Origin of the sequence: Gardnerella lacydonensis, assembly GCF_048545055.1 — a bacterium.
GTDB classification, from domain to species: Bacteria; Actinomycetota; Actinomycetes; order Actinomycetales; family Bifidobacteriaceae; genus Bifidobacterium; species Bifidobacterium vaginale_C.
In genome coordinates this window covers 60,141-76,680 of sequence record NZ_JBKQXT010000005.1, presented here as the reverse complement: position 1 = coordinate 76,680, position 16,540 = coordinate 60,141, and the positions used below count along the sequence as shown (strand labels likewise).

The window sequence follows — 16,540 nt, the reverse complement described above, 5'->3', positions numbered from 1 at the left end:
ATTAACCTCTATTTTCAATTACCTCAATTATTTCAATTCTTTTAAAGCGTCAATAATCAAATCCCAGAACTTGTTAAAGTCGAGTTTAGTTGCTACTTGAGTATGGCACTTGTCAGCCGATGGCTCTGGTCCACGCAAATCTGCTACCGTCATGCCAAGCGTCAAATCTCCCTTAATCTCAACGTCTACAGGGCATCTGCGAGTTTGTACAACGCTGTGATCTATCAAATATGCAACCGTGCAAGGATCGTGAACTGGTGGGTCGATAAAATCCTGGTTGTTCTTGTATGCCTTACGGAAGAAGTCCATCAATCCGCTTGCAAAAGCAGAAAGAGGCGTACCGATAGCGTCAATCCTAGCTTGTACTTCTGGAGTGCAAAGTGCCTGATGAGTTAAATCAAGACCAACCATTGTAATAGGCCAATCTTCATTAAACACAACGTGAGCGGCTTCAGGATCTACCTTAATGTTAAACTCTGCAACTGCGCTCCAATTGCCAACGTGATAGCCGCCGCCCATGAGAACGACTTCCTTAACTCGGCTAACGATTCGTGGCTCTAAGCGAACTGCCATAGCGATGTTTGTAAGAGGTCCAGTTGGTACAAGTGTGATCGTGCCTGGCTCATGACTCATTATTGTGTCAATAATCCAGTTTACTGCGTGTCCCTCATCTAAAGGACGAGTCGGCTCTGGCAAAGTCACTCCATCCAGGCCAGTTTCTCCGTGAACAGCAGCAGCAACTTCTAGAGGACGAATCATTGGGCGGTCGCAGCCTGCGTGCACAGGGATATTTGTAGCATGTGCCATTTCTAGCGTTGCTCGCGCATTGTAAGTCACCTTTTCTAGGCTTTGATTTCCGCCGACTGTTGTTACACCAAGCAAATCAATGTTTGGATTGCCAAGCGCTAGCAGAATAGCCATAGCGTCGTCATGACCCGGATCGCAATCTAGAATGATTGTGGTCATTTTAGCTCCTTAGTTGTTTAATTATATGTCAGTTGTAGTTGGGATTTATATATTTTATGCTTAGGCTTTTTAGCAAACTTCATTGTTTAGCGTAGTCTGGGATAAATCGTCAGAAACCTGTGCTAAGCAACATTTGTTTATATAAATAAACAAATGACCGTTCCAAGTATATCAATAACAAAATTCGACACAAGTCTAAATAATTTAAAATGATATGCTTAAAACATGCACGTAATTGCAGGAAGATTTAAAGGCACACCATTATGCGCTGCAAAGTCATGTACAAGACCAACAACAGATCGCACAAAAGAGGCGATTTTTTCTAGACTCGACTCATGGGGAGTATGCGATGGCGCTCGCGTACTCGACTTATTCGCTGGCACAGCGGCGTTAGGCATAGAAGCGATTTCTAGGGGCGCAAAAGAACTCGTGTGCGTAGAGGCGAACGCTGCTGCGGCGGCGTTAATAACAAAAACTGTTAAAGTACTACAAAGCCAAGGCGCGTGGAGTGAAGATTTAAGCGCTCGCGTAAATAAAAGACGCGCAGAGCAGTTCGTACAAGACTACAGCGGTGAAGCGTTCGATTTGGTGTTTGTAGATCCGCCGTACGCATTAGAGACAGAGCAAGTTGAGCTTTTGATTGAGAATATGGTCAGTAAGGGAGTTGTAAGTGCCGCAGCTGACACGCTTATTGTTTTAGAGCGTAGCGCGCGCAGTGTTGCGCCTAAGATTTGTGCTGGGTGGGAGATTTTCGACACGCGCAACTATGGCGAAACTGCCGTAATGTTTATTCAAACTTCGCGCAACAGCAAATAAGAAACCGTGCAAATTCTATAGGCGTTTTGGCGAATCGCCAGAAACCTCCCACCCAAGGCTAATCAGAGTTTTTCTATCTTGCTTACTAAGCGATTTGCAATCAAGTTTCTCAATCAAATCTGGTCTAATCCGGCTAGTGCGTGCTAGTGCATCATCTCTGCGGAATCGATCCACTTTAGCGTGGTCGCCCGAAGTAAGAATCGCAGGCACGCTAATGCCGCGCCAAGTTGTGGGACGAGTGTATTGGTGATGCTCAAGAATCGCATCCGCGCCAGTGTACGACTCTTCAACAATCGACTCTGGGTTACCCATAAAGCCTGGAATCAAGCGCGTAATGGCCTCTACCATAACGCTAACAGCCACTTCGCCGCCGTTAAGAACGTAGTCGCCAATGGAATATTCGCGCACATCTACTCCGCGCGATTTATAGTATTCTGGGATTCGCGCGTCATAGCCTTCGTAGCGTCCGCACCCAAATACAAGTCGCTTTGCGCTTGCTAATTGTGTAGCGTCTTTTTGCGAAAACAGTGGGGCAGAAGGGTTTGGGAAGATTAGAACTGTGCCGTTATCGCCATTATCGGCGTCATCTCCATTATAAAGCAGCTCATCAAGGCATTCCGCCCACACTTCTGGCTTCATAACCATTCCAGCGCCGCCACCAACTGGCGTATCATCAACAGATTGGTGAACGTCATGCGTCCATTTTCTAAGATTATACGCGTTGATTTTAAGCAAGCCATTATCTTGCGCTTTACCAAGCAAGCTCAGATCTAGCATGCGAAAATATTCAGGGAACACGGAGATTATGTCGATTTGCATTTTATAAAGCCTTTAAGCTTAAATCATGTGTTTTAGATTCCTGGGATTAATCCACCTGGAGGATCTAAAGTTAAATATTTTTCTTTAAGATTAACTTCTGGAACCAGTGCTTGAACGAAAGGCACTAGCGCAGTTTTATCATCGCCAACAGGAGTTGAAAGGCGGATTTTAAGCAATGATTGAGCACCATCAATAACGTCTACGACTTTGCCGATTTCACGAGGCGCAACTCCAAGTGAATTATTCTCACAAATGCGCGCGCTAAGACCCACCAAATCCTTAATATACCAAGCATTTTCTTGCTCTAACTCTTGCGCGCTTTGAGCCTTAGTATAAAGCTCCAAGCCGTTTAAGGCCTCTGCATCGTTGCGATTTAGACTTTGTTCAAAAAGCAAAATCCAACGGCTTTTAAACGTTCGCGCAGACTCGATTGTAAACTCGCGCTCGCCATTTTGCGTGTAAAGCACATTGCCTGCTTTAAAGCGCTCATAAGGTTCGTCGGTAAAAATTTGGACAGTAACTTCGCCTTTTAATCCTTGCGCTTTTCCAATACGACAAACCCTCAGTAGGTTGTTTTGACCTTGCTGAGGGTTGTCAAAAAGTTGGTTTTTAGCCACGTTCAATCTCACTTACGTACGTCCATAATGTCAACGCGAACGTTGTGACGGCTTAGAGCCTGTACAACAACACGAATGGCATTAGCGGTACGACCGTTTCTTCCAATAACTCTACCGATGTCTTCTGGATTTACGCGCACGCGCAAAAGTTCGCCGCGAGCGTTTTCGTGAGAACGCACGGACACGTCATCTGGAAAATCAACGATGTTTTTAATGAGATGTTCCACAGCTTGAGCCAGCATAATTACTCAGCCTTTTCCTCGGCTTCAGCATCTGCTGCTGGAGCTTCTTCAGCTTCGTTCTTAGCGGCTTCTGCAGCAGCCTGAGCCTTTGCAGCGGCTTCGGACTTAGCAGCCTTAAGCTTCTGAGCTTCGGCTTCTACAGCCTCAACGCGAGCCTGCGCGTCTGGACCAGCTTCGGAAGTCTTCAAAGTGCCTTCTGCACCTTCAAGACACTTGAACTTCTGCCAATCGCCAGTAATCTTTAGCAGCTTCAACACTGGTTCGGTTGGCTGTGCGCCAACGCCAAGCCAGTACTGTGCGCGATCAGACTTAATCTGAATCAAAGATGGCTGCTTGTTTGGATCGTAGATGCCGATCTCTTCGATGGACTTGCCGTTACGCTTGTTGCGCGAATCAGAAATTACAACGCGATAGAAGGCGTAGAACTTCTTGCCCAATCTCTTAAGACGAATCTTGGTTGCCAAAATGGCTCTCCTTATAACTAGAGTCGTAGAATTTCGCTCGGGTGTGGGGCACTCCTCGCGAGTTCCACTGTTCCTCGCGTGGTCGATAAGAGGGCTTCGATTCACGCGAATAACTTTTCTATTATGACTGATTGCGTGGACGTTCGCGCGCTTAGACCGTGCGAACGACAGGACCTACCTTTTCGCTTAGAGCGTATCGCTCGAACATTCTCCTTATCTGTTGTTGCGCGAGGGCTGGGTGTTTCTGCGCTCGCGCGGATTAGCCGCGCTCACGTCTTCGCCGCATGTAAAGTCCACTGGACTTTACATTTAAGCGGCTCAGCGCTCCGAATTGCCTTTTCGCGCTACGCTTTAAGCGAAAAGGCAGGTCGTCGCGCAAGCTAGGTAGAGATTCGAGATTTTTCGCAGCGAGCGAGGTGAGCCTCAGCACCGAAGGTGGTGACTCGCCGAGAGAGCAAGAAAAATCGAGAATCTCGGTGTTTAAGCGATACGCAATTGTCCAAGCATGTAAGAGGGCTGGGTGATTCTTGGTCGAACAGTATAAGAGCGGCAGCCGATACCAAATAATCCAAATGATCAACCACTACAAACAAACTTCAACCCAAAAACAAAATCAAAGCCAAAACGGAACAACCGCAACAACAGACTACACGTAAGAGGCGGAGCGTTGTGAGACAAGAAACACCCAGCCCTCGCGCAACAGTAAGCAAGGAAATGCGCGAAGGTAAAGTAATAGACCATCAAGAAGGCGGTGACTAGAGGGGGATTGAAACGCAAACGATTAACGCAAAGTGGTCGCTTCCATCCACGCGAATCGCGCGTTGCTCTGTGGCTTTAGCTGTGCATCCTGTTGATTTTACTAGCACATGGTCAAGTGCAAGATTCGGCCATTTTTGCCACGTTGGCCAAGTCTTTAGTCGCTTGCCGATTTGCATTGATGCGTCTAAAAAGCCTGATTTTAGTAGCGCTCTAAAGCTTGGGTGATCTGGAGTAGAGTTTAAGTCTCCGCCGATTATTGTGACTTTTTTGACGTCTTTGACGTTGTTTTCATTATGATTTTCGCCGATTTTTGCAAGCGCCATTATTCCGTTGCTCCAAGCCGCACATCCGCGCATAGGTGACTTTGGATGCGCAGAAGCGAATGTTATTAAAAGATTTTCCGCGGATGAGTCGCAAGTAACCGCCGTAACAATTGGCACGTTTGCTGCATCAATTTTAATCGACTTACCAAAAGATTTAACATTGCTTAATCGCGTATAAATCGCGTTAAAGCCGCCATTTTCATGTCCGTTCGCGCTTCCCAATTGCACATGCACAAAATCGTGTTTAATCCCAAGTTTTTCAAGGTTTTTTACAAGTTTTTTGCTTACTTCTTGTAAAAGAATCGTATCGATTTTATGCGTTTTTGCTAACTTTATTATTTGACTTGCGTTTGCGCGACCATATCTGCAATTAAGCGTCATAACGCGGATTTCTCTCGATTTTTCTAGTGATAATTCTAGTGATGATTCTGGCGATTTTTCCTGTTTTATTCGCAGCAATCTTACTGCCCAATACGGCGTATACGATTTTAAAGAGATTACGAACAACAGCGTATATGCTACGCACAAAAATAAATAAGATTTATAAAATTCATTTTGCGATCGTGTTGCAACTGCAGCCACAGCGCTGGCGACTAGCCCAAGCGCAGCGCAAAACGGCGCAATTGGAAGCAATGCAATAACATATGGCAGTGGCTTTAGTCTATCCGCTCCAGCTGGCAGCCACCTAAGTAGCTGCCAAGCTAGAAGCAAAACAAGTGCAACAAGTAAAATCGCAAGTAAAATAGCGTAAATCATCTACTGATTATTCGGATTATATGCTTATCTGCGTTCTTCACATTATCTGCATTATCTGCCGAAAAGACCTGCGAGTCCGCCGCCCAAATTAGGCGGTAAATCAGGCATTTCGTCAGCAAAGTCGCCTTCGCCACTCATAAGATTTTGAAGATTTTCTGGCAAATTATTAGGCAAATCCTGCTTCTTCTTCATAAAAGCAGACTCGCCATTCGCGTCATCATTTGCACTATTTGCAGAAGAATTTCCAGACAAGCGTTCTCTAAGCGCGCGCTCCTCGGCCTCGCGACGCATAGGATTACCAGACTTTCCGCCCTTCTTCTTGCTCTTCTTGTCTTTACGCTTAGACTTTCCGCCAGGACCGCCAAACCCAGGCATTCCGCCCATTCCAGGCATTCCTGCGCCGCCGCCATTGCTCATGCGCTTCATCATTTTAGCTGCTTGCTCAAAGCGTTGCAAAAGCGCATTCACTGCAGAAACTGGAACGCCTGCGCCGGCTGCAATACGCGCGCGCCTAGAACCATCGATAATCTTTGTATCTTTGCGCTCTTTAGGCGTCATCGAACGAATAATCGCCTCTGTGCGGTCTATCTCGCGGTCGTCAAACTGCTCAAGTTCCTGCCTATGCGCTGCCATTCCAGGCATCATGCCAAGAATTTTCTTCATAGAACCAAGCTTTTTAACCTGCTGAAGCTGATCCAAAAAGTCGTCTAGTCCAAAAGTTCCTTCGGAAATCTTAGCCGCTGCTTTGCGAGACTCTTCCTCGTCGAACTGCTTTTGCGCATTCTCAATAAGCGTTAGAATATCGCCCATATCGAGGATTCTCGAAGCCATTCTATCTGGATGGAAAATCTCAAAATCCTTCAAGCCTTCGCCAGTAGAAGCGAACAAAATAGGCTTGCCTGTAACGCTTGCAACAGATAGTGCAGCGCCGCCTCGTGCATCGCCATCTAACTTAGAAAGCACAACGCCAGTAAAGTCAACGCCCTCGTTAAACGCTTGAGCTGTGCGAACAGCATCCTGACCAATCATGGCATCTATAACAAGCAGAATTTCTTGCGGATTAACAGCATCGCGAATTTCGCGCGCCTGCTGCATAAGAGCATCGTCCACGCCAAGGCGACCAGCGGTATCGATAATAACCGTGTCGTACATTTTTGCGCGCGCGTAGTCAATAGAATCTCGCGCAACTTTAACAGGGTCTCCAGTGGCTAAACCAGCCGAAACGACTTCGCTGCCGCCGTCACTTTGTACGCCTCGCTCTGGCGCAAAAATCGCCACACCTGCACGCTCTGCAACAACCTCAAGCTGCGTAACGGCGTTAGGGCGCTGCAAATCCGCCGCAACAAGCAAAGGCGTATGGCCCGAATCCTTAAGCCAGTAACCCAACTTTCCAGCGAGCGTTGTTTTACCAGCGCCTTGCAAACCAGCAAGCATGATTACAGTTGGTGGATATTTTGCAAAGTTCAGCGGTCTATCAACGCCTGAACCCAAAACGTTTGTAAGCTCGTCGTTTACAATTCGCACAACTTGCTGAGCAGGATTTAGCGCGCTAGAAACTTCTTCACCTAGTGCGCGCTCGCGAATTTTAGCGGTAAATGATCGCACAACATCTAGAGCTACGTCTGCGTCTAAAAGCGCACGGCGAATTTCACGAATTGTGCCGTCGATGTCTGCGTCGGATAATTTCCCTTTTCTGCGCAAGTGTTTGAATGCGCCAGAAAGTCTTTCTGTTAACGAACTAAATGCTGCCATAATTGCTCTATTCTACAGGTTGTTTGGAATGTTTTGTTGTATTGCTTTTTATTATGTTTACATTGCTTTCGCTTAAGACAAATGCCACGATGATCCTTGTGCGCAATCTTCGATTACAACGCCGGCGGCGGTTAAAGAGTCGCGAATCGCGTCTGCGCGTGCAAAATCCTTAGCCGCGCGTGCAATCGCCCTTTGTTCAAGCTGATTTGCAATCAAAGATTCAAGAACCTTATGCTCCGCGCTTGCGCCATTATTCGCACCTAAATCTTGCGATTTTTGCGAAAGATTGCGCCATTGTGGAGAGTAAGGGTCTAGTCCAAGAGTGTCTAGCATTGCGCGAACTTGCAAAACACAAGTCCTAATAAGGCTTTTAATGCCGTTGCTTTGATTTTCGTTTTGATTTTGCGCATAGTCATCCAAAAGCGCGTTACCAGAGCGAATCGCAGTAAAAATCGCAGCCAGCGCGCCCGAAACGTTAATATCGTCGTTCATAGCTTTAGTAAAATCTTCTGGAAGATTATCTGCATCAACGCTTTGAACTTCCGCATAATCTGGCTGATTTTCGATTACGCGATTTGCGCGCTCGAGGAAGTTAGATATGCGATCATAAGCAGATTGTGCCTCGTTCAAAGACTGATCTGACCACTCAAGCATTGCTCGATATTGCACGCCGCCTAGCGCGTATCGCACAACCCACGCGGATTTTTGAGCCAAAACAGATGGAACAGAAAGACCGTTTCCAAGGGATTTGCTCATTTTTTCGCCTTTAGATGTAACCCACGCGGAGTGCATCCACACGTTTGCGCTTTTCCATCCAGCAGCAAGTGTTTGCGCCATCTCGTTTTCGTGGTGTGGGAAGCGCAAGTCAAGTCCGCCGCCGTGAATGTCGAAAGCATCGCCAAGATAGCGGTGGCTCATTGCCGAGCATTCAATGTGCCAACCTGGGCGTCCTGCTCCAAACGGCGTGTTCCAGCGCGCGTCTTTTTGGTCAAAATCGCAAGGTGCTTTCCAAAGTGCAAAATCGCGAGCATCGTGCTTATCTGGGCTTGCGTCAGCTGGGTCAATCGGATTGTATTTGTCGGCTTTGTCAGCACTATTGCTGTCATCAGAATTACCATTTTGATGCGTTAGCGCGCCGTAATCTTGCCAGCTTGGCACACTAAAATACACGTTTCCAGTAGGATTTCCATTTGCGTCTGTTATTGCGTATGCATGACCGCGATCAATAAGGCGTTGTATAAGCTCCACCATATCGTTTATGTGACCAGTTGCGCGCGGCTCCACTGTTGGCGGCATAACGCCAAGAGTGTCGTAAGCTTTAGTGAACTCGCGCTCGTAAATGTAGGCGCGCTGCCACCATGTTTGGCCATTTTCGCTAGCTTTTTTGATGATTTTATCGTCAATATCTGTAACATTTCTAACAAAAGTGACAGTGTAGCCAAGGCGCAAAAGCCATCGGCGAACAACGTCGAAGGCGATTGCGGCGCGAATATGACCTATATGAGGCGAGCTTTGCACAGTCGCGCCACACACGTACATTCCAACGTGGCCAGGAGTAACCGTTGTAAACTCGCTAGTGTTGTGCGTTGCCGTGTTATATAGGCGCAATCGTGCTGCTGCTGCTGTAAGAGTTCTGTTCGTATTTTCAAGCATAATCTCAATTATATGTTTAGCTAATAACTCACGCGTTAAGCTCGAAGTTGTCGATTCGAGTATTTGTTGCGATTATGACTTATGCTTGTATAAACATGAGTCGCAATCAACAAAGCGCGATTTGTACGAAAGGGATGCAATGACGTTTTCAAATGATTCAAAGTATAGCGAAGATCCAAACGCTGCTAATTTGAACGCTGTTATGGAAGACGATTCACAAAGCCTCCCAGATTCTGGGTCTAGCACAAGCACGAGCGTACTTGAAAAGCCAGAGGTAGATGAATCAGCGCGAATGGACGATGGTGGTGATGCAGACCGCTTTGCACACTACGTTTCCAAGGATCGCGTAATCGAATCGCGACTAACTGGCCGTCCTGTTGTAGCACTGTGCGGAAAAGTATGGATTCCAAAGCGCGAAGCTAACGACTACCCTGTTTGCCCAGAGTGCAAAAAAATCTACGAAGAAATGAACAATCTGGGCTTTTAGCCTAAGACTAGACAAAAACTAGCCTAAAACGTTGATTTCTGTAGGAATAGCTGGATCTCCGCGCATAAGACTTTGAGCAGAAATTGGAAGTCTGCTAAGCGCTTTGGCACAATAATCTTGTGCTCGCATAATCGCGTCATGCCCCATAAACTCTGTATTAAATTCACCATTTTGCACATAGTCAACCAGCAAATCTTCCCAAGAATCTTGCGGCTTAAAGGTCGCTAGCGCACTCTCCGAGCCAGAAATCACATGCTCACAATCAGCTACGCCATTGCGAGCCGTGCCGCCATTCGCGCCGCCGCTAAAATCGTAGGAACGATACGCGAGCTTACGCCCTGGAACAGTCGCCTTATTCTTAGACTTCTTAGCAACAGGTTGCATAACTCCATCCGCGCCTTCACGCTCTGTGAGTTTATAAACCATTGCGCAAGTAGGCGCGCCCGAACCCGTAACAAGCATTGTTCCAATGCCGTAGGAATCAACTGGCGCGTTTTGCAAAGACGCAAGCGCATACTCGTCTAAATCGTTAGTAACCGTGATTTTAGTATTTTTAGCACCCAACGCATCGAGTTGCGCACGAACGCGACGAGCCATAACGCACAAATCGCCCGAATCAATGCGCACGCCGCCAAGATCCGCGCCAGCAACTTGCACGGCGGTTTTAACAGCCTCTTCTACGTTGTACGTGTCTACAAGCAATGTTGTGCCTTTGCCGAGCGCTGCAATTTGCGACTCAAAGGCTGCGCGCTCCGAATCGTGCACAAGAGTAAAGCAATGCGCGGCTGTTCCAATCGCCTTAAGCCCGTAAAGCTTTGCCGCAAGCAGGTTTGCCGTGCCCTTAAAACCGCCAATCACCGCCGCGCGAGAGGCAGCCACCGCCGACCACTCGTTTGTGCGCCTGCCGCCCATATCCATGCACGGTCTGCCAGCGGATGCGGAGACCATTCGTGCTGCAGCGCTCGCCACTGAGCAATCGTAGTTAAGCACGGAAAGCAGCAGCGTTTCCAGCAATGTGCATTCGCCGAAAGTGCCTTCAACTTGCAAAATCGGCGAATCTGGGAAGAACATTTCGCCTTCTCTGTAACCGCGAATTTTGCCGCTAAAATGGTAGTTTTCCAGCCATTTAATAGTGTCTTTGCTCACGATTTTTCGATCTTGCAAAAATCGCAAGTCTTCGTCGCTAAAGTGGAATCGCGCTAGCTCTTCGAGGATTCTGCCTGTTCCTGCTACCACTCCGTAGCGGCGACCTTGAGGAAGGTGTCGCGCGAAAATCTCAAAAACGCATTTGCGATTTGCTGTGCCATCTTTTAGCGCCGCATCGAGCATTGTGTATTCGTACATGTCGGTCATAAGTACGGAAGAGTTTGTGTAGGATTTTGCTTCGGATTTTGCGAAATCAAAAGAATCAGACATTTTCAATCCTTTCTTGCGATTTTAGTAACCAAACTTAAAGCATGGCTACTTGCGACTTTTATATGCGACTTTTACCTGCAGACAATCATAGTCCTATGCCTATCTACGATTAGTGCGTAGTGATTCTCGATTTTTCGCAACGAATCGACGACCTCGAGCTGCGTATTTTGCCCGTGTTTGTTTATCAAAACGTCAAATATGGGAACAAACGCGGGGAAAAAGAAACAAAAGCAGGAAAAATAGGCTCATATCTAGCTCATGCCTAGCTTATGCCTATCTTATGCCTGACTCGTGTCAGACTCGTGGCAGATTCGTGGTAACCTAAAAATATGACTATAGCTGTTTGCCCAGGCTCGTATGACCCCGTTACAGCCGGACACTTAGACGTGATACAACGTTGTACGCATCTCTTTAAAGAAGTGCATGTTTTGGTGGCTGTTAACGCGGCAAAAACGCCAATGTTTTCCGAATCGGAGCGTGTGGATATTATTCGCAATGCTGTTAAAAACCTAAAAGATGATTTTCCAGTCGGGAAATTTGCTCCGCCTTTATGCGGAGCAGCACAGTCGCCAGCGTGCAAAATAGTTGTTGCCTCCACAGATGGTCTTATAACAGATTATTGCAAAAAAGTCGGCGCAACCGTAATAGTTAAAGGATTGCGTCAAAATGGCGACTATGAGGCGGAGCTTGGAATGGCGCTGGTTAATCGCAAGCTTGCTGGGATAGAAACCATGTTCCTTCCTGCAGACCCTATTTTGGAACATGTTTCTAGCTCCGTTGTAAAAGATGTTGCTCGTCACGGCGGAGACGTTTCTGGAATGGTACCAGATAATGTGGTTCCACTTTTACAGAACGTTTTTTCTAAAACAAGTGCAATATCATAAAAATACGTACAATAAAGTCATAAAATTAAAATAATAAAATAAAATTATTAGGAGAAACAGAGAGCAGCTACTTAGCGAAGGAGACAAAATGAGCGAAAACGAAGACGACACAATGGAAAGCCAAGTATCGGCAAATCGCAGCCAAAAGTTGCCATTAAATCCAGTGATTGCAAACAACGATGATTCGCCCAGTGCTGCTTTTGAAGCTTACGACGCAGTGCCTGCGGCAAATAAGACTAACGATGATAATGCTGCTGATTCTGCGGTTGCTGGCGATTCTTCTGCTGATTCTGCGGTTGCTGGCGATAATGCGCAAAACTTGTTCCCAATGCCAGATTTGCGTGAACGCGAAGACGGTGGTGCAATAGAGTTTGAAGATGAAGAAGAAAACGTGTTTAAAACCGCGAATCCGCAAACAGTAAGCGAAGAAGTGCGAACAAAGTCGCGTGAAGAATTCACAACAGTTTACGACATAATCGACACAATGGAAACCACGTTAAATGAAGCAAAAGGCGTGCTGTTTTCTGCTGGAATGGCGAAGATTGATCGCGAAGAATTCGGCGACTACTTATCTAGGTTAAAAGACATGCTACCAGTGCAACTTGAGCGCGCGAGTGCATTAATGCGAGAGGCAGAAAGACGCTTGCGCACAGCTCAGGCTCAAGCAAATTCAATCGTAAGTTCTGCACAAAGCCAGGCTGCTCAGATGGTTGAAGAAGCACAAGAGAGGGCTAAATTCTTGGCTGGTCAAGAAAACGTGGTTGCCATTGCAAGAAATCAGGCGCGAGGAATCGTAAACGAGGCGCAGGCAAAGGCTGATAAACTCACGCGTGGTGCGGATCAGTACAGTGCTACGGTTATGGAAGGCTTAAAACAGCAGTTAGACAAGCTAGAGCAGGATGTTCAGGCGGGTCAGCGAGTTCTAGAAGAACGCAGGCGTGCGGCGGCGCATGTGCAAGACGAGATTAACAGACAAGTTAATGGAGAAGTTGTAAACGAAAGCGAAGAAAGGAACTAAAAATGGCATCGCATCCCTCCCAGTCTTTATGGGCGGTACCAGTTGCGCAAATGGCGGCACGAGCAGGAAGTAGCATGCAGTTACATCGCGTGTTTCCAGCGCCAGAAGGTATAGGAGACAGCGTTATTGGCGTGAAGCCAGGGAGCGATGTTACAGTAGACGGCAACTTTGATTCCGTAGTGGACGGGCTTATGTTCCAGGGCACGATTACAGCGCGCGTACACGCAGAATGCTCTAGATGCCTGATGTCGTTGCATAGGGATTGGAGTGTTGATGTGTGCGCGTTCTTTGCGCAGGTGGAAAGCAAGGGCGGCGCGCGTTTCAATAATTCTAAATCTAACAGAGCTAATGGCGATAATGATGATTTAGAAGACGCTGATATTTGGGACGAGGGCGACGATTCTGGAAACGTGTATCCGCTGGTTGGCGGAGGCGACTTTGCCGATATCGAGGCATTGATTCGAGACACAATGGTTAGTGAGCTGCCGCTTAAGCCTTTGTGTGAGCCAGATTGCAAGGGTCTTTGCTCGCAGTGCGGAGAAAACTTGAACGAACATCCAGATCATCATCACGATATTACGGATATTCGGTTTGCGGCGCTTGAGGGACTTAAGCAAAAGCTTGAAAACTCGCAAAATCGCGGTTGATTTGCACTAATTACGTAGTCGCTCCGACCTGCCTTTTCGCTTAGAGCGTAGCGCGAAAAGGCAATTCGGAGCGCTGAGCCGCTTAGCGTAGAAGCACGGTGTGCTTCTACGGCGGCGAAGGCGTGAGCGCAGCTAATCTGCGCGAACGACACGACCTGCTATGTAGTGCGATTCTGAATAATGTATGGCGCTTGCTGTAATATACAGAACGCTTAAGCTCAATCGGTTGAACGAAATAGAGGAAAGATTATGGCACTGCCAAAGTACAAGACCTCGCGCGCTAATACTCATTCGCGTCGCGCCAATTGGAAGGCTTCTGCCGTGCAGACTATTACCTGCCCGAACTGCGGTTCGCCAGCGTTGTCTCACATGGCTTGCCCAACCTGCGGTAACTTCCGCGGTCGCGTGTATCGCGAAGCAATTCGCTCTGCGCACACCAAGTAGGTTGTATTTTAAGAGAACCCTGCCATCGACGGGTGGCAGGGTTTTTTGTTTTTGCGTTTTGTTTTTCCCGCGTTTGTTCCCTTTTAGTGCGATTTGGTAAACAAACGCAAGAACACTTTCCCGCGTTTGTTCCCTTTTTTGCTGTTTTGGTAAACAAATGCAGGCGCGACGAATTGCCTTTTCGCTTAGAGCGTAGCGCGAAAAGGCAATTCGGAGCGCTGAGCTTGCTTAAGGTTGAAAGCACAGTGTGCTTTCAACGCAAGCGAAGGCGTGAGCGCGGCTAATCCGCGCGAGCGATACGCTTCATTCGCTGCGAAAAATCTCGAATCTCCACCACTCTTAGCGTAGTTTTCATAAACTTGTAGTATTTCGTGGCTAATAGTGTAAATCAACGACTTCAATGTATGCGCTATAATGTTGAAAATATGAGTGGGAACAATACAAAAGATCAGCATTATGGCAATAATGATGTAAAAAGTGACGTCAAAAGTAATGATAAAAATGACGTTCAAAATCGCTCTTATCAGAACCCAAATCATCCAGAAAATGCTAGAACTAGCAGCATAGGTGTTACGCGTTCTAAAGACGGACATACGCATGATGGAGACCCTACTCAGGAGCTTTTACGCGCGCTAGGTACTACGATTTCGCCAGATTTACTTGTTGAGGCGCTCACTCATCGCTCGTTTTCGCACGAGCATCCAGGCACTAAAAACTACGAGCGTCTAGAGTTTTTGGGAGACGCTGTTTTGGAGCTTGTCTCTACAGAAACGCTTTTTTCTGCGCACCCAGATATGACGGAAGGTCAGTTGGCTAAGCTTCGCGCTAAGGCTGTTTCGGAGTGGGCTTTGAGCGCTGTTGCGCGAGATAAGTTGCACGTTGGGCCGTATATTCTTTTGGGTCATGGCGAGATGGAGCATGGCGGCGCTCAAAAAGACTCGATTTTGTGCGATATTGTTGAGGCGCTTATTGGTGCGACTTTTGTTGAGCATGGTATTGACGAGGCGCGCGCTGTAGTGCATCGTTTGATTGACGACACTTTGGCGGAGGTTCTTACGGAAGGTCCTGCTCTGGATTGGAAGACTTCGCTTACTGTTTTGGCGCACGAGATGGGGCTTGATGAGCCTCAGTATCGAATGTCTGTTTCTGGACCAGATTATGCGCCCGTGTTCCATGCGCGCGCGGTTTTGGCGCACGAAAACGGCGATGAGCTGCTCGGCGAGGCGGATGGTTCCAGCAAACGCAAGGCTCAGCTTGCTGCTGCAGATAAAGCGTGGCATATGTTGGATAGAAGGCGTAAGTCTAGCGGAGAAAGCGGTAATTAGATTTTTCTGATTGCTGTAATATAGGCGATTCGAGGCGGTTCTATGGCTAGCAGTCGTAATAATAATGATTTATTATTTGACAATGGTTTAGTATCATCAACGGTTGCTGGCGACTTATCCGATCGGTATATTGATTATTTGCGTTCAAATAAAGGCCTTGGAAGTCGCACTCTTCGCGCATATAGGGTAGATGTTTTGCAATGCCTTGAATGGTGTGGTGTAAACGATTTTTCTGATTTGAATTCTGTGTCTACAAGCGTTCTGCGCCAATGGATGTATTGGCTTAATAAGAATCACGCGCGCTCTAGTTTGGCTCGCAAAGTGGTGGCTGTGCGCGGTTTTTTTGCATGGACTACACACGTTGGTTTAATTAGTGCGAATCCTGCGCAAATTCTTAATACACCTAAGATTGCTAATGAGCTTCCTACGGTTTTAGACGAGGCGCAGGCGGAAAAATTGTTGGATTGCGCTGAGGATCGTTCTGAAGATTATGCTGTGGATAAGTCGCCAGCAACCGAGCATCAAGAAAATACGCCACTAAAATCGCAAATAAAAACGAAACAAGAGTATGCAATCGCACTCAGAAATGCTGCGATTTTAGAGCTTTTATATGCCACGGGCATGCGAGTGGGGGAGCTTACGGGTCTTAATGTGCAAGATATGGATTTTGAAAATCACACTGTAAAAGTTACAGGTAAGGGAAACAAGCAGCGTGTAGTACCATTCGGTGTTCCTGCTGCAAAAGCGTGTAAAAAGTGGCTTGACTGTGGGCGAAATGCGCTGCAAGAAAAATCTGCCGCAAGCTCGCAAGCGTTGTTTTTGGGCGTGCGCGCAAAACGTATAGATCAGCGCGTTGTTAGGGATATTGTGCACGCTGCCGCTGCGGCTGCAAACGTGCCCGATGTGGCGCCGCACGCACTTCGCCACAGTGCTGCAACGCATATGCTCAACGGGGGAGCGGACCTTCGCGAGGTTCAAGAGCTTTTGGGGCATTCGTCGCTTAACACAACGCAGCGCTACACGCATGTTTCTATTCAGGCTCTTAAACAGCGTTACTCGCAGGCTTTCCCGCGTGCGTAGAAAGACAAAGGTTTATACAGAGAATGAAAAGATGTGATTTGAGTCACGTTTGGTGGCAAAATGGTGGCAAAA

18 protein-coding genes are annotated in these 16,540 nt (G+C 47.2%); 8 read left to right on the top strand and 10 right to left on the bottom strand.

All coding sequences use genetic code 11. The annotated features are described in order from the left end of the window. Positions 1-27: 27 nt before the first annotated feature. On the bottom strand, positions 28-966 hold the full coding sequence (gene uriH / locus ACJV45_RS05990) for a uridine-preferring nucleoside hydrolase UriH (RefSeq protein ID WP_004113476.1): 939 nt from the start codon (positions 964-966) through the stop codon (positions 28-30). 225 nt (positions 967-1,191) lie between these two features. On the opposite strand from uriH, the gene ACJV45_RS05985 reads away from it, so the two are divergent. After that, the gene (locus tag ACJV45_RS05985) at positions 1,192-1,782 is read left to right on the top strand and encodes an RsmD family RNA methyltransferase (protein ID WP_419397882.1); all 591 of its coding nucleotides are present in this window, start codon (positions 1,192-1,194) and stop codon (positions 1,780-1,782) included. A gap of 15 nt (positions 1,783-1,797) precedes the next feature. Here ACJV45_RS05985 and trmD read toward each other — a convergent pair whose 3' ends face one another. The 7 genes from trmD to cysS form a co-directional block, all read right to left on the bottom strand. Further along, positions 1,798-2,601: a tRNA (guanosine(37)-N1)-methyltransferase TrmD gene (gene trmD / locus ACJV45_RS05980; protein ID WP_419397881.1), complete on the bottom strand. Its 804-nt coding sequence runs from the start codon at positions 2,599-2,601 to the stop codon at positions 1,798-1,800. Between the two features lie 32 nt (positions 2,602-2,633). Beyond that, positions 2,634-3,218 (bottom strand): ribosome maturation factor RimM, encoded by a 585-nt coding sequence (gene rimM / locus ACJV45_RS05975; RefSeq protein ID WP_419397880.1) that lies wholly within the window; start codon positions 3,216-3,218, stop codon positions 2,634-2,636. 8 nt (positions 3,219-3,226) lie between these two features. Next, the gene (locus ACJV45_RS05970; RefSeq protein WP_004113470.1) at positions 3,227-3,460 is read right to left on the bottom strand and encodes an RNA-binding protein; all 234 of its coding nucleotides are present in this window, start codon (positions 3,458-3,460) and stop codon (positions 3,227-3,229) included. Positions 3,461-3,462: 2 nt separating this feature from the next. Further along, entirely contained in the window at positions 3,463-3,924 is a 462-nt protein-coding gene (rpsP, locus tag ACJV45_RS05965) for a 30S ribosomal protein S16 (RefSeq protein ID WP_419397879.1), read from the bottom strand. Between the two features lie 755 nt (positions 3,925-4,679). Then, positions 4,680-5,762, bottom strand: a complete 1,083-nt coding sequence (locus ACJV45_RS05960; protein WP_419397878.1) for an endonuclease/exonuclease/phosphatase family protein — start codon at positions 5,760-5,762, stop codon at positions 4,680-4,682. A 51-nt stretch (positions 5,763-5,813) separates the two neighbouring features. Then, the gene (gene ffh / locus ACJV45_RS05955) at positions 5,814-7,514 is read right to left on the bottom strand and encodes a signal recognition particle protein (RefSeq protein WP_419397877.1); all 1,701 of its coding nucleotides are present in this window, start codon (positions 7,512-7,514) and stop codon (positions 5,814-5,816) included. A 72-nt stretch (positions 7,515-7,586) separates the two neighbouring features. Continuing rightward, positions 7,587-9,167, bottom strand: coding sequence for a cysteine--tRNA ligase (gene cysS, locus ACJV45_RS05950; RefSeq protein ID WP_419397876.1), 1,581 nt, complete (start codon positions 9,165-9,167; stop codon positions 7,587-7,589). 139 nt (positions 9,168-9,306) lie between these two features. On the opposite strand from cysS, the gene ACJV45_RS05945 reads away from it, so the two are divergent. Beyond that, positions 9,307-9,654, top strand: coding sequence for a DUF3039 domain-containing protein (locus tag ACJV45_RS05945; protein WP_004113460.1), 348 nt, complete (start codon positions 9,307-9,309; stop codon positions 9,652-9,654). 18 nt (positions 9,655-9,672) lie between these two features. On the opposite strand, the gene ACJV45_RS05940 is transcribed toward ACJV45_RS05945, so the two are convergent. Next, positions 9,673-11,070, bottom strand: coding sequence for a nicotinate phosphoribosyltransferase (locus tag ACJV45_RS05940; RefSeq protein ID WP_419397875.1), 1,398 nt, complete (start codon positions 11,068-11,070; stop codon positions 9,673-9,675). Between the two features lie 329 nt (positions 11,071-11,399). Here ACJV45_RS05940 and coaD point away from each other — a divergent pair, with 329 nt between their 5' ends. From coaD to rpmF, 4 genes are all read left to right on the top strand, one after another. Continuing rightward, positions 11,400-11,954 (top strand): pantetheine-phosphate adenylyltransferase, encoded by a 555-nt coding sequence (gene coaD, locus ACJV45_RS05935; protein ID WP_042904246.1) that lies wholly within the window; start codon positions 11,400-11,402, stop codon positions 11,952-11,954. An 88-nt stretch (positions 11,955-12,042) separates the two neighbouring features. Continuing rightward, entirely contained in the window at positions 12,043-12,972 is a 930-nt protein-coding gene (locus ACJV45_RS05930; protein WP_419397874.1) for a hypothetical protein, read from the top strand. Positions 12,973-12,974: 2 nt separating this feature from the next. Next, complete coding sequence (locus tag ACJV45_RS05925; protein ID WP_419397873.1) at positions 12,975-13,619, top strand: YceD family protein; 645 nt, start codon at positions 12,975-12,977, stop codon at positions 13,617-13,619. A gap of 249 nt (positions 13,620-13,868) precedes the next feature. Further along, positions 13,869-14,063, top strand: coding sequence for a 50S ribosomal protein L32 (rpmF, locus tag ACJV45_RS05920; protein ID WP_004113441.1), 195 nt, complete (start codon positions 13,869-13,871; stop codon positions 14,061-14,063). A gap of 185 nt (positions 14,064-14,248) precedes the next feature. On the opposite strand, the gene ACJV45_RS05915 is transcribed toward rpmF, so the two are convergent. Next, the gene (locus tag ACJV45_RS05915) at positions 14,249-14,443 is read right to left on the bottom strand and encodes a hypothetical protein (protein WP_419397892.1); all 195 of its coding nucleotides are present in this window, start codon (positions 14,441-14,443) and stop codon (positions 14,249-14,251) included. Positions 14,444-14,467: 24 nt separating this feature from the next. Here ACJV45_RS05915 and rnc point away from each other — a divergent pair, with 24 nt between their 5' ends. Further along, positions 14,468-15,388, top strand: coding sequence for a ribonuclease III (gene rnc, locus ACJV45_RS05910; RefSeq protein ID WP_415703630.1), 921 nt, complete (start codon positions 14,468-14,470; stop codon positions 15,386-15,388). Positions 15,389-15,430: 42 nt separating this feature from the next. Next, positions 15,431-16,468 carry a tyrosine recombinase XerC gene (locus ACJV45_RS05905; protein WP_116692579.1) on the top strand — a complete coding sequence of 346 codons (1,038 nt, stop codon included), beginning with the start codon at positions 15,431-15,433 and terminating at the stop codon, positions 16,466-16,468. Positions 16,469-16,540: the final 72 nt, after the last annotated feature.